14 protein-coding genes are annotated in these 21059 nt (G+C 67.3%); 8 read left to right on the top strand and 6 right to left on the bottom strand.

Features of this window, described 5'->3' with window-relative positions; translation table 11 throughout:
* Positions 1–7: 7 nt before the first annotated feature.
* The 4 genes from ACYQOP_RS16985 to ACYQOP_RS16970 form a co-directional block, all read right to left on the bottom strand.
* Entirely contained in the window at positions 8–1165 is a 1158-nt protein-coding gene (locus ACYQOP_RS16985) for a Gfo/Idh/MocA family protein (protein ID WP_461223164.1), read from the bottom strand.
* Between the two features lie 221 nt (positions 1166–1386).
* Positions 1387–3792 carry a PAS domain S-box protein gene (locus tag ACYQOP_RS16980; RefSeq protein WP_461223162.1) on the bottom strand — a complete coding sequence of 802 codons (2406 nt, stop codon included), beginning with the start codon at positions 3790–3792 and terminating at the stop codon, positions 1387–1389.
* Between the two features lie 154 nt (positions 3793–3946).
* Positions 3947–4108 carry a hypothetical protein gene (locus ACYQOP_RS16975; RefSeq protein ID WP_461223160.1) on the bottom strand — a complete coding sequence of 54 codons (162 nt, stop codon included), beginning with the start codon at positions 4106–4108 and terminating at the stop codon, positions 3947–3949.
* A gap of 82 nt (positions 4109–4190) precedes the next feature.
* Positions 4191–5615 (bottom strand): phosphatase PAP2 family protein, encoded by a 1425-nt coding sequence (locus tag ACYQOP_RS16970; protein ID WP_461223158.1) that lies wholly within the window; start codon positions 5613–5615, stop codon positions 4191–4193.
* Between the two features lie 359 nt (positions 5616–5974).
* Between ACYQOP_RS16970 and ACYQOP_RS16965 the strand changes: the two genes are divergently transcribed.
* From ACYQOP_RS16965 to ACYQOP_RS16940, 6 genes are all read left to right on the top strand, one after another.
* Positions 5975–8653, top strand: a complete 2679-nt coding sequence (locus ACYQOP_RS16965; protein WP_461223157.1) for an MGH1-like glycoside hydrolase domain-containing protein — start codon at positions 5975–5977, stop codon at positions 8651–8653.
* A 299-nt stretch (positions 8654–8952) separates the two neighbouring features.
* Positions 8953–9462 (top strand): RNA polymerase sigma factor, encoded by a 510-nt coding sequence (locus ACYQOP_RS16960; protein WP_461223156.1) that lies wholly within the window; start codon positions 8953–8955, stop codon positions 9460–9462.
* Between the two features lie 103 nt (positions 9463–9565).
* The gene (locus ACYQOP_RS16955; RefSeq protein ID WP_461223155.1) at positions 9566–10501 is read left to right on the top strand and encodes a FecR family protein; all 936 of its coding nucleotides are present in this window, start codon (positions 9566–9568) and stop codon (positions 10499–10501) included.
* A gap of 127 nt (positions 10502–10628) precedes the next feature.
* Complete coding sequence (locus ACYQOP_RS16950; RefSeq protein WP_461223154.1) at positions 10629–13178, top strand: TonB-dependent siderophore receptor; 2550 nt, start codon at positions 10629–10631, stop codon at positions 13176–13178.
* A gap of 107 nt (positions 13179–13285) precedes the next feature.
* A complete protein-coding gene (gene nhaA / locus ACYQOP_RS16945) occupies positions 13286–14485 on the top strand; it encodes a Na+/H+ antiporter NhaA (protein WP_207411888.1) in 1200 nt (399 codons plus the stop codon).
* A 79-nt stretch (positions 14486–14564) separates the two neighbouring features.
* Positions 14565–15605, top strand: a complete 1041-nt coding sequence (locus ACYQOP_RS16940) for a cytochrome-c peroxidase (protein ID WP_461223153.1) — start codon at positions 14565–14567, stop codon at positions 15603–15605.
* A gap of 90 nt (positions 15606–15695) precedes the next feature.
* Here the strand turns inward: ACYQOP_RS16940 and ACYQOP_RS16935 are convergent, their stop codons facing one another.
* Positions 15696–15857: a hypothetical protein gene (locus tag ACYQOP_RS16935; protein WP_200919063.1), complete on the bottom strand. Its 162-nt coding sequence runs from the start codon at positions 15855–15857 to the stop codon at positions 15696–15698.
* A 406-nt stretch (positions 15858–16263) separates the two neighbouring features.
* Here ACYQOP_RS16935 and ACYQOP_RS16930 point away from each other — a divergent pair, with 406 nt between their 5' ends.
* Positions 16264–17262 (top strand): hypothetical protein, encoded by a 999-nt coding sequence (locus ACYQOP_RS16930; protein ID WP_207411886.1) that lies wholly within the window; start codon positions 16264–16266, stop codon positions 17260–17262.
* 30 nt (positions 17263–17292) lie between these two features.
* Here the strand turns inward: ACYQOP_RS16930 and ACYQOP_RS16925 are convergent, their stop codons facing one another.
* Positions 17293–17643, bottom strand: coding sequence for a cupredoxin domain-containing protein (locus ACYQOP_RS16925; RefSeq protein WP_056425364.1), 351 nt, complete (start codon positions 17641–17643; stop codon positions 17293–17295).
* A 148-nt stretch (positions 17644–17791) separates the two neighbouring features.
* Between ACYQOP_RS16925 and ACYQOP_RS16920 the strand changes: the two genes are divergently transcribed.
* On the top strand, positions 17792–20665 hold the full coding sequence (locus ACYQOP_RS16920; protein WP_461223152.1) for an EAL domain-containing protein: 2874 nt from the start codon (positions 17792–17794) through the stop codon (positions 20663–20665).
* The last annotated feature ends 394 nt before the right edge of the window (positions 20666–21059 follow it).

Raw genomic sequence — 21059 nt, 5'->3', positions numbered from 1 at the left:
GGCCGGGCTAGTTCAACGGAACCTTGTCCTTGCCCTTTCCGGGATTCGACGTGTTGACGAGCTCCGGCGATTTCTGTGCCGAGAGCGTCTGCTCCTGGGCCTTCGGGTCGATGCGCTTGGTGCGGGTGAAGGGTTCGAGGGTCTGAGACGTGCCGGTCTGCAGGGCGCGGACGATGCCTTCGATCACGCGGAGATCGGCGAGGCCTTCCTCGCCATCGGGCTCGGGCTCACGGTCCTCGAGAATGCAATCCGAAAAGTACTTCAGCTCGCCGCCGAAATGATCGGTGTTCTTGAAGCTGGCGTGGCTCTTGTCCTCACCGATCGTGACGGTGTGCTCCAGGGGCTTGCCGTACATGTAGGCCGGGTTGACCTCGACGCTGCCCTTGGTGCCGACGACCGAATAGCTGTCGAGGGTATTGCCGTAATAAGACAGCACGAACTGCGCGATGCGGTTCTGCGGGAAACGGAGCATCACCGCGACGGTATCGTCGAAATCGCCGAGGCCGGCTTCGGGGTGACGGATGCCCACGGCCGAGACCACCTCCGTCGGCTCGTCGCCGAAGATGTAGCGAGCGGCGTTGATCGGATACGGACCCATGTCGAAGATCGGGCCCGCTTCGATGCCGCTCGTCGCCCGGTGGTTCTCGGGCGAGACCATCTGGGTGAAGGTCGAGGAGAAGGTCAGGAGGTCACCGAGCTGGCCGGAGCGGATCAGGTCGATGGTCGCCAGGGTGCAGGGCTCGAAATGCAGCCGGTAGGCCACCATGAGCTTGGCGCCGGAGGCCTTCTGCGCCGCGATGATCTCTCTCGACTTCTCCGCCGAGATCTCCAGCGGCTTCTCGACGAGGACATGGATGCCGGCCTTCAGCGCCGGCACCGCGAACTCGGCGTGGCGCCAGTTCGGCGTGGCGAGATAGATCGCGTCGATCGTGCCCGAGGCCAGCAGCGTGTCGAACTGCTCGTAGCCATAGGATTCGGTCACGCCGTATTGCGCGCCGACGCCGCGCGCCTTCTCCGGATCGCCGGTGACGAAGGCGACGACCTCCGAATTACCGGTGTGCTTCACGCCGGGCAGCATGGCTTCCTGCGTGATGTCTCCGAGGGCGACGAAGGCGTAGCGGACTTTTTTCGAGGATGTCAGGCCGAGGGCGGAGGCGATGCTCATGCGGATGTCCGTGCGGTTATGCGTGGCGTGCGGCCTTGGCCGGCGTGGAAGGACAGGCCAAGCCGAGGCGCCCGCGATGTCGGGCAAAGCCGGCAGGCTACGCGACGGCAAAAGGCCCGGCAGAGCGCCATGTCGGCCGCGCGCCGGCTGTGATGAGAAAGGAACGTTGCGCTGCAGCGAATGTTTCCGCGTCGGCCGGTCGCGCCCGTCCGTCCCCGGCCTCAGCGCGAGACGGCGAGCCGTAGGATGCGCGACAGGTCGGCCACCGAATAGGGTTTGCGCAGGAGTTCGAACCCATGGCTGCCCTCCTCGGCGAGGACGTGGCTGTAGCCCGAGGTGAGCACGATCGGCAGATCGGGCCATTTGCGGCGGATCGCGTGGCCGAGATCGATGCCGTTCATGCCCGGCATGACCACGTCGGAGAACACCACCTCGAAACCGGCGGAGTCGCGCGCCAGGGCGTCGAGGGCCTGCTGCGCATCCGTCACCCAATGCGTGACGTAGCCGAGTTCCTGCAGGGCCTGGGTCGCGAAGGCGCCGACCTCCGCGTTGTCCTCCACTACGAGCACGCGGGTGCCGTGCCGCTCGGCCAGGGGCGGGGGCTCGCGCACCGGCTCGGCCGCCACGGCCTCGCCCGCCGCGCGCGGGAGATAGAGGGTGAAGGTCGTGCCCTGGCCGAGGCGGCTTTCCACCACGACCTCGCCGCCCGATTGCTTGGCGAAACCGAAGACCTGAGACAGGCCGAGGCCGGTGCCCTGCCCCACGCCCTTGGTGGTGAAGAACGGCTCGAAGATCCGGTCCAGCATCTCGGGCGCGATGCCCGAGCCGGTATCGGCGACGGAGACGGCGACGAAATCACCCCGGATGCGGGGATGCGCCCGCACGGCCGGAATGGTCGTGGCGCGGCGGACCCGGATGGTCAGCCGGCCCTCGCCGTCCATGGCGTCACGGGCGTTGACGACCATGTTGACGAGCGCCGTGTCGAACTGGCTCGGATCGGCGTCGATGAGGCAGGCCAGCGGCTGTCCCGCATCGTCCCGGCCGGTCTCGATCTGAGTGACCACCTGGATGCGCGCGCCCGTGAGGGTACCGACCATGTCGGCCACGGAGGCCACGCCCTTGGCGACGTCGAAGACCTCGGGCGTCAGGGATTGCCGACGGGCGAAGGCCAGGAGCTGGCCGGTGAGCTTGGCCGCGCGCGTCACCGTATCCGAGATGGCGTCGACATAGCGCCGCCGGCGCTCCTCCGGCAGGTCGGGACGGCGCAGGAGGTCGGTGGAGGACCGGATCACGGTCAGCAGGTTGTTGAAGTCGTGGGCGACGCCGCCGGTGAGCTGGCCCACGGCTTCGAGCTTCTGCGATTGGCGGAGCTGCTCCTCCAGGGCCTTGCGCTCGGTCACGTCGCGGCCGGCGGCGTAGAAATGGTCACCCTGCGGGATCGCGTTCCAGGAGACCCAACGCTCGCTGCCATCCGCCGCCATCTGGCGGATGTCGAGGTTGTCGAGGATCGCGCCGCTGCGCAACCGGTCCATGGCCTGCTCGGCCGCCTTGCGGTCGTCGGGATGCACGAAGGCGTCGAACCGCGCGCCGACCAGCGAATCGGCGGGCCAGCCCAGCATCTCGCTCCAGGCCGGATTGACCGACCGGTAGATTCCATCGAAGCCGCAGATCACGAGGAGGTCGCGGCTCGCGCGCCAGACGAGGTCGCGCTCCGTGGTCCGCTCGCGCGCCGTCGTCCTCAGCACGGTCTCGGCCTCGCGCCGGTCGGTGATGTCGTTGAACAGGATGGCGACGCGCCGCTGGATCGGCTCCCCGATGCGCAGGGCGTGCACGTCGAACCAGCGGCCCAGCGTCACCGCCCCGCTCTCGAACCGCACGGGATTGCCGCTCAGTGCGACCTCGCCATAGGTTTCGAGCCAGCGGGGTTCGATGCCGGGAATGACTTCGCTGACCCAGCGGCCCTCGACGTCGCCGAGGCCGGCCTGGTGTTCGAAGGCGGGATTGACCTCGATGAAGCGGTAATCGACGGCGCGGCCCGTGGCGTCGAACCGCATCTCGACGATGCAGAACCCGGCATCGATGGCGTCGAACAGCGTCCGGTAGCGGGACTCGCTCTCGGCGAGCTTGCCCTCCTCGGTGCGAAAGCGGGTGACGTCGAGCTGGCTGCCGAAGAAGTAGCGCAGGCGCCCGTTCCGGTCGAAGACGGGGCTGACATAGAGCTCGTTGCGGAATGGCGTTCCGTCGCGGTGATAGTTGATGATCTCGACCACCACGTCGCGCCGCGCCGCGATGGCGTCGCGCAGGCGCGCCACATCGGCCGGGTCGGTTCCCGGCCCCTGCAGGAACCGGCAATTGTGCCCGACGAGTTCCTCGGCCGAGTAGCCGCACAGGTCCTGAAAGGCGCGGTTGGCGAAGACGATGGGATTGTCGGGCTGGTTCGGGTCGGTGATGATCTGCGGCATGCGGGTCTTCTCCGCCGCCGTGAACAGCAGTTCCGGCCCCGCCGCCGAGGTTTTCTGGCCGCTGTCCGGGGAATGGATGCCGGACGCGATCTCCGCTTTCAGCCGCGCGATCTCGGCCTCGAGTTCGGCCTCGCGCCGCCGCAGCCGATCGATGTCGTCCTCCATACTGCCCGTTCCCATCCGGCCGCCGCATTCACTCGGGCTTCGAGGACCCCAACGGGCGAACGCGCGGTCGGCTCCCTAACTCAGGTTGGGGAGACTGTCGCGCATCCCTCGATCGCCCTGCCCCGTGGCGCGAGCGCGGGGACGGCGGCGGTATTCAGCCGCGTGCGTCCTCGTCCCATTCCACCCGCGGATAGGAGACCGGCGGCTCGCGCAGCGCCCAGAGTCCCAGGCATCCGACGGCACAGACCGAGGCGCTGATGTAGAGGATGAGGTCGAGCACGAACGATGTCCTCGCGACGGGTTGGCGAAGCGGCATTCTCCCGTGGCATGGCTAAGAAAGCCTGAACGCCCGCGGGATGGCGACGGTCTAGAACTGCTCGTCGCGCAGGCGCGAAACGCTACGGCGCGGTGGCGCGCCGGCTCGCCGCGAGGGCCGCCGCCTTGCCGCCTGCCGCATAGAGGTCGAGGCGGGAATACAGGCCGAAGACCGAGCCGTCGTCGAGGAAGCCGCCGGCCGGGCCGAGGGTGGCGGTGAGGATGGCGTTGGCCTCGTCCAGGGTCACGGCCGGAAAGGCGGCCGTGAGGAGGTGTCCGGCCTCCGGCGCGACCCGCGCGACATCCACCGCCTGGCCCGACCGGGACTGATGCACCACCGGCAGGCCGTAGGTCTGGGTGGAGGCGTAGAAGGCCCCGTTGGCGGCGGCATCCTTGAACCGGCTCCGGTCGGCGGCGGCGCAGGCGGCCACCGTGTCGCCGCAGCCTTCGCCGAGGACGGCCTGGAGCTCCTTGCGCGCCGCCTTCAGGGCCTCGGGATAGTCGGAGATCGTCACCGCGCCGTCGGTGGCGCGGCTCATCTCGTTGTCGATGGCCGGGTTCGCGCGGGTCTGACCCACATAGGCGGGGTCGTTGGCCAGCAGATGGGCGACGGCGTGGAGCGCCACCGCCCTGCCCCCGAGCACGTCCATGGTGTAATGGGCGCCGACCACGATGCGGTTGTTGCCGTACTCGGCCCCGCGCGCGATCATCTGCTGGTAGCGCTCGGGCACCAGCAGGGCGAGGAGCAGCGATTCCGTGTAGCCGTAGGTGGTGTGGCCGCTCGGATAGGACGGGCTGTCCGTCAGGTTCTGTTTCGGCCCGCGCAGCCAGTCCATGCTGTGGGAGGCGGCGCCGAAATAATCCTCGCCGCGATAGGCGAGAAGGCTCGGCTCGGTCTGGAACGGGCGCGAATTGCCGAAGGCGTCGGCACCCGGCGTTCCGGCGGGACGGCCATAGGCCTTGCCGAAGACATCCGTCGTGCCGCCGACCTTGGTGAGAATGGCGCGGGCGGGTTCGGAGACGGGGGCCTCGCCATTCGTCGTCGCGTTGGCGAAGAAGTACTTCCCCGCATTCGAATCCGACTTGGTGATGTTGTTGGTGTAGCCGATCAGGCGGGCGAGGCTGCCCGAAACACTGGTGAAGGTCTTGAAGTCCTCGTAGCGCGCCTTGGCCTGATAGGCCTCCCCGAGGGACGTGCCGAGGCCGTCGGCGAGCTGCGCGGCGTTGCCGTCGGTGATGAAGCAATCGCGCAGGGCGAGGCGCTGCTGCTCGGCGAAGGGCAGCAGCAGGGGCTGCGGGTGCCGCCCCATCTGGATGTCGCCGGTGACCGTGAGGTTCGCCGCCAGCGCAGCCTTGCCCTCCGCCGTCGCCGGCAGGGCGCTCACCGGCGCCAGCCCGCGCAGGGCCTCGAGATTCGTCGCCGATTGTGCCAGCGCGTGAGCGGGCGCCAGGGCGAGGCATGCGATGAGCCCGAGCGTGCGGGCCGTGTTCGTGCGTGGTCTGGTCATGGCACCGGAATCAGGCTGTCGTGGCGGTGGCGCAGGCTAGCAGAGTGCTCCGCCCATCGCCGCCGGTTTTCGCGCCGGACCACGCGCACCATTCCGTGACGCCCGCGTGACCCGTTCTCCGGCGGCGGGTCGAGGACCGCCCCTGACGGAATGTTCCCCGAAGACTTATCCGCGCTTGGCGCTAATGGTGCATCTCGGCTCCCACTGAGCCAAAGCCCATCGGGACCGATGACCGCCCATAAGCCGCTTTCCATGTGTTGCCGCATGATCCCCCGCCCTTGCCAGCCGTCGCCGGTCGCGCGCCGGTCGTGTCCGTTCGGCGAGGCCCGCGGGCCCGGTCCGGCACGAGGGGAATCGGCGTGAGCGAGCTCGACGGCTGGGCCGAACGCCGCCGCATCGCCGAGCAGGCGCGGGGCGAGCGCGCATGGTCCCTGTGGGGACCGTATCTCGCCGAGCGCCAATGGGGGACGGTGCGGGAGGATTACAGCCGCGACGGCAATGCCTGGCGCTCGCTGCCGCATGAGGAGGCACGCTCGCGCGCCTATCGCTGGGGCGAGGACGGGCTGGCGGGGATCTGCGACGAGCGTGCACAGATGTGCCTGTCCCTCGCCCTGTGGAACGGCCGCGACCACATCCTGAAGGAACGGCTCTTCGGCCTGACCAACGAGGAGGGCAACCACGGTGAGGACGTCAAGGAGGTCTATCACTACCTCGACGCGACCCCGAGCCACGCCTACCTGAAGTTCCTCTACCGTTATCCGCAGGCCGCCTTCCCGTATGAGGACCTCGTCCGCGAGGGGCTGCGCCGTGGCCGTGATCAGCCAGAATACGAGATCGAGGCGACCGGAATCTTCGACGGGGACCGCTTCTTCGACGTGACCGTCGAATATGCCAAGGAAGATATCGACGACATCCATGCCGTCATCACCGTGACCAATCGCGGTCCGGACGCCGCCGACCTGCGCGTCGTGCCCCAGCTCTGGTTCCGCAACATCTGGTCGTGGCGCGAGGGACCGGCCGAATCACGCCCGCGCATGGCGGTCCAGCCCGATGGCGGCATCGCCTGCGAGCATCCGCGCCTCGGCCGCTACCGGCTCTCCTTCGACGGCGAGCCGGAGGTGCTGTTCTGCGAGAACGACACCAACCTGCGCCTGCATGGCTGGCAGCCCGATGCCGCCGGCCCGTTCAAGGACGGGCTCCACGCGGCCATCGTCGGAGGCGACGAATCCGCCGTGCGGAGGGATGGGGGGACCAAGCTCGGCCTGCATTACGCCTTCCGCCTCGCGCCCGGCGAAACCCGGCGGGTGAACCTCAGGCTGTCGTCGGGGGCGCGGCCTCGTCCGGTCGACCACGAGGGCGCCATCCTGCTGCGCCGCGTCGCCGAGGCGGATGCGTTCTACGACGCGGTGCAGGACGGGATCGCCGATGCGGATTCCCGCGCGATCTTCCGGCAGGCCGCCGCCGGGCTGATCTGGTCGAAACAGTTCTATTGCTTCGATGTCCGGCTCTGGCTGAAGGGCGATCCGCTCCAGCCCGCCCCACCCCACGAGCGCGATGGCGGGCGCAACATCCATTGGCGTCATTTCGCCGGATCCGACGTGCTCTCGATGCCGGACAAGTGGGAATATCCCTGGTTCGCGGCCTGGGACCTCGCCTTCCACTGCCTGCCGCTGGCGCTGCTCGACCCGGATTTCGCCAAGAAGCAGCTCCTGCTCCTCACCCGCGAATGGTACATGCACCCCAATGGCCAGCTTCCGGCCTATGAATGGGAGTTCGGCGACGCCAACCCGCCGGTCCATGCCTGGGCCACCTACCGGGTGTTCGAGATCGACCGTGACCGGCGCGGCGGGCGCGGCGACCTCGCCTTCCTCGAAGGCGTCTTCCACAAGCTCCTGATCAACTTCACTTGGTGGGTGAACCGCAAGGATGCCGACGGCCGCAACGTCTTCCAGGGCGGCTTCCTCGGCCTCGACAATGTCGGCGTGTTCGACCGGTCGCGGCCGCCGCCCGGCTTCGGCCGCATCCACCAGGCCGACGGCACCGCCTGGATGGCGATGTATTCGCTCAACATGATGCGCATCGCCCTCGAACTCGCGCTCCACAACGACGTCTACGAAAGCACCGCCTCGAAGTTCTTCGAGCATTTCCTCCTCATCGCCGAGGCGATGACCGATATGGGCGGCGAGGGCTTCGGCCTGTGGGACGAGGAAGACGAGTTCTACTACGACGAGGTCGACATTCCCGGCGGCGGGATGCTGCCGTTGCGGGTCCGCTCCGTGGTGGGGCTGGTGCCGCTCTTCGCCGTCGAGGTAATCGAACCCTCGGTGCTGCAGCGGCTGCCGGATTTCGCCCGGCGCCTGAACTGGCTCCTCGAGAACCGCCCCCACCTCGCCTGCCTCGTCTCGCGCTGGGACGAGGGCGGCGTCGGCGACCGCAAGCTGCTGTCGCTCCTGCGCGGCCACCGGATGAAGGCGCTGCTGCGGCGCATGCTCGACGAGGCCGAGTTCCTCTCGACCCACGGCGTGCGCTCCCTGTCGAAGGCGCATCTGGAGCGGCCCTATTCCCTCAACGGGTTCGGCGACGCGTTCACGGTTCGGTACGACCCGGCGGATTCCACATCGAACATGTTCGGCGGCAATTCGAACTGGCGCGGCCCGGTCTGGATGCCGATCAACTACCTCGTCGTCGAGGCGTTGCGACGGTTCCATTCCTATTACGGCGACGATTTCGTGGTGGAATATCCGACGGGATCGGGTGTCTTCGTCACCCTCAACGCCATCGCGGACGCCCTCACCGACCGCCTGATCTCCCTCTTCGCCAAGGGCGAGGACGGAAAGCGCCCGGCCTTCGGCGATCGCCCGCCGATCGCCTCCGCGCCCGGCGCCGAGGAGGCCCTGCTGTTCCACGAGTTCTTCGACGGCGATACCGGCCGCGGCCTCGGTGCCTCGCACCAGACCGGCTGGACGGCGCTGATCCTCAACCTCCTGCACCAGAAGGCGCGCCAGACGGAGGTGGAGAAGGGGAGAGCGGCGGACTGACGGGCCATGCGAGGGGCAACCGAACGGCCATGCCGCAGCCACGAACCTCGATCCGTCTTGTTGTGGCGCTGCAACACCACGACGAATTGATGCCAATCCGGAAACGAGATGTAGTTTAGAAATGTCGTTCGGGAGAACATTTGTCCCGAAAAGACAAAGGTTTGCTCACTTGAAAGACGAGTTATTTAGAAAACATACAAAGTACCACCCGGCTTGCATAATGAGCGGCTCGCTTCTTTGCTCGGAGGCACGGTCATCAAGCGATGCTGCCATGATCCAAAGTGGGTGGTACTGGTATCATGCCAACGGTTTCAGTCGATGCGCTGCATCGTAGCGAGGGCCTGAAGCTTCAACGCTTTCTGCTTCGGCTGCTCGACAATCCCGCCGACGCCGCCGATGCGATGCAGGAAACCTATCTCCGCCTCATCAAGGCGCTCAACAGGACCGAGATCGAGCACCCGCCGATCTTCCTGTTTTTCGTGGCCCGCAACGTCGCCAACAGCTTGGGAAAGCGTCGCCGGTTCGAGGCCGATCTGTTCCGGCAGGTGACGGACGTCCACCTCGCCAGCGGTGTCGACGAGACGATCCGCACGGAGGAGCAGGTCGTCGCGCGCCAGCAGCTCCGCTTGGTCGCGGCCGCCATCGACGAGCTGCCGCCACGGTGCCGGGACGTCTTTCTGCTCAGTGCCTTCGATGGGCTTGCGAACGGAGAGATCGCAGCGCGGCTCGGCATCAGCCGCAACATGGTCGAGAAGCACCTCATGAAGGCGCTGCTTCATACACGCCGTCGCTGCGCCGACTTCTTCTAGTGTTGCGATGCTCCGACCCCGTATGTCGTGAGCTTGCGATCCGGCACGTCCGCTATGAAGGACCGGGTCGGCCTATCCCCCCTCGGCACATCGATAGAGCGGCATGAACGAAGGCGTCTCACCGGATGCATCGCCCGGAGGGGAGGACGATCCCGTCTATGAGGCCGCCGCCTTCTGGGTCGTACGGCTTACCTCGGCCGATGCGAGCAGTGCAGATCGAAAGGCCTTCGAGGTCTGGCGCAGGGCCGATCCGGCCCATGCCGAAGCCTATGCGGAGATGGAGACGTGGCGTCGGACCATGGGCCAAGTGCCCGATCCGCGCGAGCGTAAGCCCAGGCGGGCTGTGGGGCTGAGCGCCGTCGTGGCGATCGCTCTCGCCGGAATCGCGGGGGCTCAGCTCGGTCTGATCGATCGCCTGCGGGCCGATGCGTGGACGGGTGTGGGCGAGATCGAAACCCGCACCCTGGTCGACGGGAGCCGGATCGACCTCAACACCGACACGGCGGTCGCGCTGCGTTTCACGGCCGAGGAGCGCGCCGTCGATCTTCTCCGAGGCGAAGCGGTGTTCGATGTCGTGCCCGATCCGCGGCGTCCCTTCGTCGTGCGCGGGAACGGTGTCAGCGCCCGCGCCGTCGGAACCCGCTTCTACGTGCGGGTCGATGGAGCCGCCGATCCCGTCGGCGTTGCCGAGGGGCGTGTCGATGTCTCGACGGCCGTCGGTCACGCACTCCTCCATCCGGGTGAGGTCGCGTTCCGGGACGCGGGCGACCGCCCCGTCGCGCGGCAGGGAAATGTCGCAGAGGCAATGTCGTGGCGAGACGGTAAGCTCTCGTTTTCCGGCCAAAGTCTCCGGCAGGTCATCGCCGAACTCGAGCGCTATCGGCGCGGCCGGATCTTGCTGATGGATTCCTCCGTCGGCGAGCGGCGCTTCAGCGGCACGCTCGATCCGCGCGATACCGACGAGGCGCTCGACGTGCTGGTCACCGCGATGGGGATCCGCGTCACCCGCCTGACGCCGTTCGTGATCCTGGTGCGTTAGCCGCCCTTGTCCAACGCGCGAAAAAAGTTTCGGGGAGGACGTCAGGAGATTCGCGGGTCGACGGTCTATCTGCGCAGGGACGAAGAAGCGCGAAGCGCACCGCCCCGGTTTTGGACGGATGGGGCCGATGATGGTGATGCAGGGTCGAGATGTCGGGGTGCGCTGGCTCGCGCGGGGAGCGTGGATCGGCGTCTCGCTCATTGCGATGAACCAGGTCGCGGCCGCTCAGCAGCCCTCCACCGCGCGCCGGCTCTTTCAAACCCTGCCCCGGTTCGACCTCGTCCCAGGCTCGACACGGATGGCGGAGCATTCCGCCGAACAGACCACGATCCGCGTCAGGGTTTCCATCGAGGCCGGCCCGCTCGAGCCGGCGCTCGCGGCCCTGTCCAAACAGGTGCAGCTCAAGCTGGCCTACAAGACGTCGCTGACCGAAAATCTCGTCACGGCGGGTGTCGCCGGCGATTTCCTGCCTCTCGAGGCATTGGCCAAGCTGCTGGAGAACACCGGATTGACGTATCGCTCGGCCGGTACGTCGACCATCACGCTCGTCAATCCGCGCTTCGTCCAGCTCGAAGCGCCGACGCCGCCGCCGGGAGGTATCCTCCTCGATGAGCTTTCGGTGGAGGCGCAGCGCGCGAGCGCCGCGGATTCGATGTCGGCCGCCTCACGCTTGTCCGCCCCCTATGCCGGGGGCCAGGTGGCACGGGGGGGACGGATCGGTTTGCTCGGCAATGTCGACACGGCGAAAACGCCGTTCAACGTCACGAGCTACACGGACCGCTTCATCCGGGACCAGCAGGCGAGCACCGTGTCCGAGGCACTCATCCTCGATCCCTCCGTCCGGGCCACGCAGACGACGGGCGCGCCCTTCGACTCTTTCTCCATCCGCGGCTTTCCCATCAACGAGGGGACCAGCGGCGAGATCGCCTTCGACGGGATCTACGGCGTTGCGCCGAGCCTGCGTGTCCTCACCGACTATGCCGAGCGTATCGAAGTCCTGAAGGGTCCCTCGGCGGCACTCTCGGGGATCGCTCCGAACGGGGGAATCGGGGGCGTCATCAACGTGGTGCCCAAGCGTGCGGGCGAGGATCTGACGCGTGTCACCCTCGATTACGGTTCGATCGCACGCGGCGGCGGCCAACTGGACATGGCGCGGCGCTACGGCGCGAACCGGGAATGGGGGGCGCGGTTCGTCGGCAGCCTGCGGGGCGGCGACACGCCCATCGACCGCCAATCCGAGACGACGGGGGTCGCGTCGCTCGCCCTCGATTACCAGGGGGACCGCTTCCGTGCGTGGCTCTACCTGCTGGCGCAGAACGATCGCTTCACCGCACCCCTGCGTCCTTTCCTTCTCAGGGCCGGCGTGCCCGTACCGAGGGCCGCCGACGGTCGTATGAACGTGAGCCAACCCTGGGAGTACTCGAAGGTGGACGATCGCGGCGGTCTGCTGCGTATGGAGTACGACCTGAGCGACCAGATCACCCTCTTCGGCGACATCGGCGGTTCGCAAACGGGTGTCGAGCGTTACTTCGCATCCGCACCGACCATCACCAACGTCCTCGGCGACACCACGACGGCCCCGCAATACTACAATCTCGGCGTCGACCGGCTTACCTACGACGCGGGCATCCGGACCAAGTTCGAGACCGGATTCATCCGCCACGCCTTCGCGGTACAGACCTCGGTCTACACCGAGGATACGGGACGGGATCTTTCCGCCGTGCGCGGCAGCTATCTGTCGAACATCTACAATCCCGTCCTCGCCCCCTACATCGCTCCGGTCATCTCGTCGTCTCGGCCGCGCCTGTCCGACACTACGCTGACGGGGGTTTCGGTGGCGGACACGATGTCCGTCCTCGATGAGCGCATTCTCCTCACGGTGGGCGTGCGTCAGCAGCGTATCGAGGCCCGCAACTACGTCTCGAACGTGGGCACCCTGGCCTCGTCCTACGACCAGAGCGCGACCAGTCCCCTCGTCGGTCTCGTCGTACGACCCTGGGAGAACATCTCCCTCTACGGCAACTATATCGAGGGTCTGAGCCGTGGCGACATCGCTCCGGCCACCGCGACCAACTTCGGGGAGGTGTTGGCGCCCTACGTCGCGCAACAGGTCGAGGCCGGCGTGAAGGTGGATTTCGGCCGGATCGGCACCTCCTTCAGCGCCTTCCAGATCACGCGGCCCATCGGCGAACTGAGCCCGGACAGCCGCTATGCCCAAACCGGCGAACAGACCGTGAGCGGCCTGGAGTTCAACGTTTATGGCGAGATCGCACCGGAGCTGCGTGTCCTCGGCGGCCTCACCTTGCTCGACGGCGTGCGCACGCGATCCGCGCTGGCCGCCAATGTGGGCAATCGGCCGATCGGCGTACCCGATGTGCAACTCAATCTCGGAGCGGAGTGGGATCTGCCCTGGGTCCCAGGCCTGACCCTGAACGGCGCTGTCATCTACACGGGGCGGCAATTCGTCGATACGGCGAACGCCCAGGCCCTGCCGGATTGGGCCCGTCTCGATCTCGGACTTCGCTACGCGACCCTGTTGGACGGGCGCCGGACGACGTTCCGCGCCAATGTGGTGAACGTGACGGGGACGAATTACTGGACCGGCGTGGCGTCGTTCGGCACGTTCTTCCAGGGGGCGCCGCGCACCTACCTGCTGTCGATTTCGATCGACCTCTGATCGGCGACTTTGCGTTCCGCGCGAGTTGCCGGTCGGGACGGGAACGCATGCCCGTTCCGATGCTCTGACGGCTTGCCGTCGGGCTCGACCACTGGCAGGCGTACTCCATGCTGGAAACCGCGCCTGCCCGCCGACCCTTCTCCGCCCTGCGCAACGCCCTCCGGAGCGAGGCCAGCGGCGGATTGATCCTGATGGCGAGCGCCGTGCTCGCCCTGATCGTCGCCAATTCCCCACTCGCGTCGAGCTACTTCGCCCTGCTCGGCGCCTATGTCGGCGGCCTCTCCGTGCTGCATTGGGTCAATGACGGCCTGATGGCCGTGTTCTTCCTGCTCGTCGGGCTGGAGATCAAGCGCGAGGTGCTGGACGGGCGGCTTCGCACCTGGCCGGACCGGGTCTTGCCCGGAATCGCGGCTCTGGGCGGGATGGTCGCGCCGGCGCTGATCTACGTCCTGGTCAACCGCTCCTCGCCCGAGACCCTGCGGGGTTGGGCGATCCCCACCGCCACCGATATCGCCTTCGCGCTCGGCGTCCTCGCCCTGCTCGGATCGCGTGTCCCGGTCTCGCTGAAGGTGTTCCTCACGGCGCTGGCCATCATCGACGATCTCGGCGCGGTGCTGATCATCGCCGCCTTCTACACCGCCAACCTGTCGCTACCGAGCTTGGCCGGTGCGGGCGTCGTCGTCGCGATCCTGTTCGGTCTGAACCGCGCGGGCGTGAGCCGCCTCTCGCCCTACCTCGTCCTCGGCGCGGTCCTCTGGTTCCTCGTGCTGAAATCGGGCATCCACGCCACCATCGCGGGCGTACTCCTCGCTCTGACCATTCCGCTGCGCCTGAGCCCCGCCAGACCCGACGACCCGGCCTCGCCGCTCCACAAGCTGGAACATGCGATCCATCCCTGGTCGGCCTATCTCGTCCTCCCCGTCTTCGGCTTCGCCAATGCGGGCGTCTCGTTCAGCGGCATGTCGCCGGCGATGCTGTCCGATCCGGTGACCCTCGGCGTGGCCCTCGGCCTCCTCGTCGGCAAGCAGATCGGCGTGTTCGGGGCGGTCTTCGCCGCCGTGAAACTCGGCCTCGCCCAGCGCCCGGCCCATGCCGGCTGGTGGCAGATCTACGGCCTGTCGCTGCTCTGCGGCGTCGGCTTCACCATGAGCCTGTTCATCGGCCTCCTCGCCTTCGCAGACAATCCCGGTCTGGAGACCGAAACCAAGATCGGCGTGCTGCTCGGCTCCGTGACGTGCATGATCGCCGGCGCCGTCGTCCTTCTCCTCGCACCCGCCCCCGACCGCCGGAGCGACGCCGCGGCGTGAGGACGCGGGCACGGTCTCATTCTGCATTGGCAACACAATCTTAAACGGAACCGCCTAGACTGGTCAGTCGGAGAGCAGGATGACTCGAAAGGCAGGCTTGGCTTTCAGCAAGGTGGCCGTGACGGTTTCGGTGGCGGCGGTGATCGGCGCGAGCCTGTTCGCCACTCACAGCAACAGCAACAGCGACGACGCGGCAGCGTGGCGCGGCGCCTTTGCACGCCCGTCCGAACTGCCGGTGCCCGAGGGCGGTCCCGATACGCCGGCCCAGGTCGAACTCGGCCGGACGCTGTTCTTCGATCCGGTCCTTTCGCAATCCCGCACCATCTCCTGCGCCACCTGCCACGAGCCGTCGCGCCATTGGGGCGACGGGCGGATGCGGGCGATCGGCGAGCCCGGGATCGAACTGAAGCTGCGCACGCCGACCCTGCTCAATGTCGGTTGGCTCGCGCCGCTCGGCTGGGACGGCAAGTTTCCGGACCTCGAATCCGTCGCCTTCACGCCGATCACCGGCCCGAATCTGATGAACCTCTCGGAAGAGGAGCTGATCGCCCGCCTGCGCGCCGATCCGGATTACGTCTCGGCCTTCGCCGCGACCTTCGAGGATCGTCAGGTCACGCGCGGCGGGATCGAGCGGGCGCTGGCCGCGTTCCAGCGCACCATCGTGTCGGGAAGCGCGCCGTTCGACCGCTGGCGCGACGGCGATGCCTCGGCGGTGGAAGCCCCCGCAAAGTCCGGCTTCGCGCTGTTCAACGGCAAGGCCGGGTGCCACGAATGCCATTCCGGCTGGGCGTTCACCGACGGATCGTTCCACGATATCGGCGTCGGCCGGGACGACGATATCGGCCGGGGACGTCTGTTCCCGAAATCGAAGGGCCTGCAATACGCCTTCAAGACCCCGACCCTGCGCGACGTCGCGCAGCGCGGCCCCTACATGCATGACGGTTCGGTGGCCACCCTGCGCGAGGTGATCGATCTCTACGATCGCGGCGGCATCGAACGCCCGAGCCGTTCCCCCAAGATCCGGCCGCTCAACCTCTCGGAATCCGAGAAGGCCGATCTCCTGGCTTTCCTGGCCACGCTGACCGCCACGGAACCCAAGCAGAAGGCCGCGTCGAACTAAGACTTCGACGCCAGCTTCGCAGTCGCGAGGGCCGCCGCGGAAATCGCGGCGGGCTCGGCCGACAGGTTATCGTCCCATTCCGCTCAGGTTCTAGCGGAACAGCGTCAACCCGACGCCGGCGAGCGACAGACCCACGATCATCAGGGATCCGCCCCAAGTCTCGTAGGTCGCGGCCCGCGCCGCCACGCGCGTCGAAGCATAAGCGAAGCTGCCGCCTGCGATCAGGGTCGACAGGCTGAGTGTTGTAATCACGCGAGAGCCTTTCTGCTTGATACGGAGAGAGGGCTTAGGCGCCGCCCCTCGATGAAGACCAGCTTTTGCCGAAATATCCCGTCGACAATCTCGACGAGCGCCTATGCTGTTGCTCGGGGGTGACGTGGCCATTGATTCGTGCCTGGTCACGTGTGTTTGCGATACCGGCGCAGCCCACGGCTGGCCTCCCCGCTTCACAACCGCTCGGGGATGCGGATCGTCTGTGCCACGGTAGGGTAGCCGGCCTGGGAGATCGTTAACGATGCTTAAAAATCATTAACGAAATCCTTCCACGATCGATAAAATCTAAGTAGAACGACTTCAAGGCCGCCGAATGTCGGCGCTCCAGATTTCGCTAAGGCTTCACCACATGAGTGCGCGTTGTCGGTTGCCCGGCCCAAGTGCAATGTCTGCTGCCCTTCTGGTCCTCGTCACGAGCGCCACTGGGGCCAGTGCCCATGTCAAATGGTTCTGTGCATTCGACGTCGCTGGCGCGCCCGTCGGGCTCGGCGAGGTACTGTGCGATAGTTTCGAGCAGCTCGTCGTCGTCTCGCTCCTGGCCCTGTTCGTCGGCGCGTTGCTTGAGCGGACGATCCTCGGCGAGGCGATGATGCGGTCCCTCGACCGCGTCACGGCCTGGGCGCGGGAGAACACCGAACTGATGTTCCGGGCGGTCTGCGGCGGCTTCTTCGTGTCGCTCTGGTCGCTCGGCGGCATCATCCTCACGCCCGAGCTCACTACCACCAGCACCGCCCTGCCCTGGTTCCAGCTCGCTATCGCGGCGGGGTTCCTGTGGCGGCAGACGATGCCGCTGTCGGCGCTCGGCATCGTCGTCCTGTTCGGGATCGCGGTGGCGAATTACGGCGTCTTCCACCTCGCGGATTATCCCGTCTTCCTCGGCGTCGCCGCCTATCTCGCCCTGACGGGGCTCCGGCGCGAGCTGTTCGGGATCCGGCCCCTCGACATCGTCCGCTACTCGGCGGCGGTGACGCTGATGTGGGCCTCGGTGGAGAAATGGGCCTATCCGCAATGGTCTTACCCGCTCTTCATCGATCGCCCGGAACTGACCATGGGCTTCGACGGCGCCTTCTTCATGAAGGCCGCCGGCGCGGTGGAATTCGCCCTCGCCTTCGGGCTGCTCTGCACGCCCCTGGTGCGCCGCGTGGCGGCGATCGTGCTGGCGGCGGCCTTCGTCTCGGCGATCTTCGAATTCGGCAAGGTCGACGCGATCGGCCATTCCCCGATCATCGTGGCGATGGTGGCCATCGCCGCCGACGACGCCCGGGTTCCGCTGCGGGTCCGCCAGCTCGCGACGATGCCCTTCGGATACGGGGCCGCCCTCGCGAGTTTCATCGGGCTCTATTACGGCGCCCATGCCGCGCTGTCGGCGGCCGGGGCTTTGTAAGCCCGGGCCGGCATCCGGGACGCGTCGCGGTCAGTTGCCGTCGACGCGGACCGCCAGCTTCATCTTGGGATGGATGCCGCACAGGACGGCGAAGGTCCCGCTCACGGGGAAGACGATCTCGGCCTTCCCACCGGGCTCCTGATCGCCGGAATCGTAGCGGAAGGTCGGGGAGTCGATATAGGCGTGATGCAGGAGGTCGCCGTCGTCGTTGACGATCTGAACGGTCTCGCCTTTCTTGATGACCAGCGCACTCGGCTGGAACGCCCGCCCCTTCTGCGAGATGCGGTAGACCTGTCCGGCCGCCGAGGCATGGAGGGCAAAGGCGGCGACGCCGGTCGCGACCAGGGCGAAGGCAGCGCTGAATGAAGTGATGCGTCTCATGCAACCTGTAGGTATGATTTTTTGCCCTTTCGCATTTTCACCGGGGCAAGTAAATATGCTGTTAATTGGCAAAGCTGTATGAAGGTTTCAAGCCCAGCTTAACTATTACAGGCGAACAATTTACGATGGGCCGGATGAGACACACTTAATGAATTCTATTCACGGTGGGAAATCCGCCAAGTCTGGCGAGAGGAGCTGGCCGAGGCCGGTCGCCACGGCTGTCTCTTTTGCCGGCACTATCCGCGGTCGAATTCTGATCGCGTTTCTCATCATGACCGCCATTACGGGCATTCTCGGCCTCTCGGCGGCCTCGGGGATCCGCCGGGCCGACGAACTCGTGAGCCGGACCTTCGACCAGTCCCTCATGTCGATCAATTACGCGCGGGCCGCCGCCGCCGATTTCGCCAATATGCGCTCCCTGGAATCCCGTCGGCGGATGAGCGCCGATGCCGCCGTGAAGACGCAGCTCGAAGGCCGGCTCGAGACCCTCCGCCGCGTGTTCGCCGAGGATCTCGCCGTGGCGGTCGAGCGGGCCCAGTCGAGCCGCGCGACCCAGGCGGCCCAAGCCGTGGAGCGCTCGGTGAAGGATTGGGACGCCGCCCGCTCCGTCCTCGCCGGCCGCGAGACCAGGGAGGCCGATTGGGACGTCGTCGACCGGCATGCGGCCGCCGCCGAAGAGCATCTCGACCTCTTCATCAACCACACCGCCGGCGACGGTTTCATCTACCGGCAGCAGGCCCGCGCCATCGTCGCCCGCGAGACGCAGATCAACCTGTTCGGCACGCTGCTCGCCCTGTCCATGTCGGCCTTCGTCGCCTTCCTGCTGGCGCGGCGCATCATGCGGCCGGTGGCGGATGCGTCCATGGTCGCGTCGCGGATCGCGGCCGGCGACCTCAGCGTGACGATCCCGTCCGGCAGCGCGGACGAACTCGGCGCCCTCCTCGCCTCCATGGGCGTCATGCGCGACAACATCCGCCGGGCGATGGAGCAGGAGGTCGCGCAGCGCATCTCGGCGGAGGCGCATCTCGCCGACGCCCTCGAGACCTCCCTCGAAGGCATCGTGGTGGTCGATCAATCCGGGCGGATCGCGCTCATCAACGGGCAGGCGGAGGATTTCCTCGGATTCGGTCACGAGCCGCTGCCGCGGGACACCTCGCTCGCCGAGGTCGCCCGCGAAGGCAACGCGCTCGCCCGCACGCTCCTCTCCGACGACGACGATTGGGCGGCGCCGCGCGAGACGCAGCTTCTCGACGGGCGCTGGCTCCGGATCAGCCGCAGCCGTACCCGCACCGGCGGCTTCATCGCGGTCTGCAGCGACATCACCCTGTTGAAGGTCCAGGAGGCGCATCTCCAATCGACCAACCTGCGCCTCGACACCGCCCTCGACAACATGTCCCAGGGCCTGTGCCTGTTCGACGCCGAGGGACACCTCACCGTCGTCAACCGGCGCTATTGCGAGCTGTTCGACCTCGCGCCGGAAGACCTGCCGCTCGGCACGCCCTACGAGGACGTGGCGTCGCTCTACCTGGCCTCGGCCGAGGAGGGCACGGTCTTCGAGATCGAAGGACGGCAGATCTCGGCCGCCGGTTCGGGCTTCCGCCAGATGGGCAACGGACGCGTCCTCGCCGTCACCCACAAGCCCGTGGCCGGGGGCGGCATGGTCTCCACCTACGAGGACGTGACAGAGCGGCGCCAGGCCGATGCCCGCATCGCCTACATGGCCCGCCACGACGTCCTCACCGGCCTGCCCAACCGCGCCATGTTCGGCGAGCGGATCGAGGAGGCTCTGGCCCATCTCGGGCGCGGCGGCATGTTCGCCGTGCTCTGCCTCGACCTCGACCGGTTCAAGGAGGTCAACGACACCCTCGGGCACCCGGTCGGGGACGAACTCCTCAAGGCGGTGGGAAACCGGTTGAGCGCCTGCCTGCGCGAGGTCGATACCGTCGCCCGGCTCGGCGGCGACGAATTCGCCATCATCCTCGCGGGCGTGACCTACCCGGAGGAAGCCACCATCCTGGCGCGGCGGATCGTGGACGTGGTGAGCAACCCCTACGAACTCGACGGCCAGCAGGTCGCGGTCGGGGTCAGCATCGGCATCTGCCTCGCGCCCGGCGACGGCACCAGCTGCGACAAGCTCCTCAAGAACGCCGACGTCGCCCTCTACCGCGCCAAGGCCGATGGGCGCGGCACCTGGCGTTTCTTCGAGGTGGAGATGGACATTCGGCTCCAGGCCCGCCGCGCCCTCGAACTCGACCTGCGCGAGGCCGTGGCCCAGGGCGCGTTCGAGATGTTCTACCAGCCGATCTACGATTTTCGCGGCCGCCGCGTCGGCGGGTTCGAAGCGCTGATGCGCTGGCATCATTCGGAGCGGGGCCTCGTTCCCCCGGGGGATTTCATCACGGTCGCCGAGGAGATCGGCCTCATCGTGCAACTCGGGGCCTGGGCCCTGCGCACCGCCTGCACCGAGGCCATGCGCTGGCCCGACGGCATCCGGGTCGCGGTCAACGTCTCCGTGGCCCAGTTCCGGGACGGCATCATCATCCATTCCGTCAAGGAGGCGCTGAGCCTCAGTCGCCTCCCCGCAGCGCGCCTGGAGCTCGAGATCACGGAATCGGTCCTGCTCAAGGACAATGCGGCCACCCTCGCCACCCTGCACGCCCTGCGACGCCTCGGCGTCCGGATCGCCATGGACGATTTCGGCACGGGCTACTCGTCGCTGAGCTACTTGCGTAGCTTCCCCTTCGACAAGATCAAGATCGACCAGTCCTTCGTCCGCGACATCACGGCGGCCGACGAATCCGCCTTCATCGTCCGCGCCGTCATCGGCCTCGGATTGAGCCTGCACATGCGCACCACCGGCGAGGGGATCGAGAACGAGATCCAGTTCGAGCGCCTGCGCCAGGAAGGCTGCGACGAGGGCCAGGGCTATTATATCGGCCGCCCCGAGGGTGCCGGCAGCATCCCCGAGGTGCTGGAACGCTGGTCGGGACGGCGCGGAGTCACACAGCACGCGGTGGCCTGAAGGGTTATAGGCGGTTCCCGCAACCATGGGGCACACTTCGCCTCCGGAAGAGGCGGGGTCCCCCTCTCCCCGCCGGGCGGGGAGAGGACGTCGTCCTCCCCTCGTCGGGAGGCGACGTGAGCCCGTCAGGGCGAGGGTGAGGGGGTATCTCCGGGTATGGCTCCTTCGGCCGCGCCCCCTCACCCCCGGCTGCCGCCTCGTCGCGCCGACGACGGGGTCGTCGCGGCCCTCTCCCCGCGTGCGGGGAGAGGGAATGCGCGCCGGCCTTCGGGCCAAGCAGGCATAGGGCACGTCCCTATTTGGAAGAGGCGGTTCCCCTCTCCCCGTGGGCGGGGAGAGGACGTCGTCCTCCCCTTGCCGGGAGGCGACGTGAGCCCGTCGGGGCGAGGGTGAG

Source organism: Methylobacterium sp. CM6247 (genome assembly GCF_054817925.1).
Note: the sequence above shows the minus strand (reverse complement) of the source record. Positions and strands in the feature narration are given on the sequence as shown.

Bases quoted from the DNA above. Each gene is read 5' to 3' on its own strand.
- ACYQOP_RS16985 (WP_461223164.1), bottom strand. From the start codon at position 1,165: ATGAGCATCGCCTCCGCCCTCGGCCTGACATCCTCGAAAAAAGTCCGC.
- ACYQOP_RS16980 (WP_461223162.1), bottom strand. From the start codon at position 3,792: ATGGAGGACGACATCGATCGGCTGCGGCGGCGCGAGGCCGAACTCGAG.
- ACYQOP_RS16975 (WP_461223160.1), bottom strand. From the start codon at position 4,108: ATGCCGCTTCGCCAACCCGTCGCGAGGACATCGTTCGTGCTCGACCTC.
- ACYQOP_RS16970 (WP_461223158.1), bottom strand. From the start codon at position 5,615: ATGACCAGACCACGCACGAACACGGCCCGCACGCTCGGGCTCATCGCA.
- ACYQOP_RS16960 (WP_461223156.1), top strand. From the start codon at position 8,953: ATGCCAACGGTTTCAGTCGATGCGCTGCATCGTAGCGAGGGCCTGAAG.
- ACYQOP_RS16955 (WP_461223155.1), top strand. From the start codon at position 9,566: ATGAACGAAGGCGTCTCACCGGATGCATCGCCCGGAGGGGAGGACGAT.
- ACYQOP_RS16950 (WP_461223154.1), top strand. From the start codon at position 10,629: ATGATGGTGATGCAGGGTCGAGATGTCGGGGTGCGCTGGCTCGCGCGG.
- nhaA (WP_207411888.1), top strand. From the start codon at position 13,286: ATGCTGGAAACCGCGCCTGCCCGCCGACCCTTCTCCGCCCTGCGCAAC.
- ACYQOP_RS16940 (WP_461223153.1), top strand. From the start codon at position 14,565: ATGACTCGAAAGGCAGGCTTGGCTTTCAGCAAGGTGGCCGTGACGGTT.
- ACYQOP_RS16930 (WP_207411886.1), top strand. From the start codon at position 16,264: ATGTCTGCTGCCCTTCTGGTCCTCGTCACGAGCGCCACTGGGGCCAGT.
- ACYQOP_RS16925 (WP_056425364.1), bottom strand. From the start codon at position 17,643: ATGAGACGCATCACTTCATTCAGCGCTGCCTTCGCCCTGGTCGCGACC.
- ACYQOP_RS16920 (WP_461223152.1), top strand. From the start codon at position 17,792: ATGAATTCTATTCACGGTGGGAAATCCGCCAAGTCTGGCGAGAGGAGC.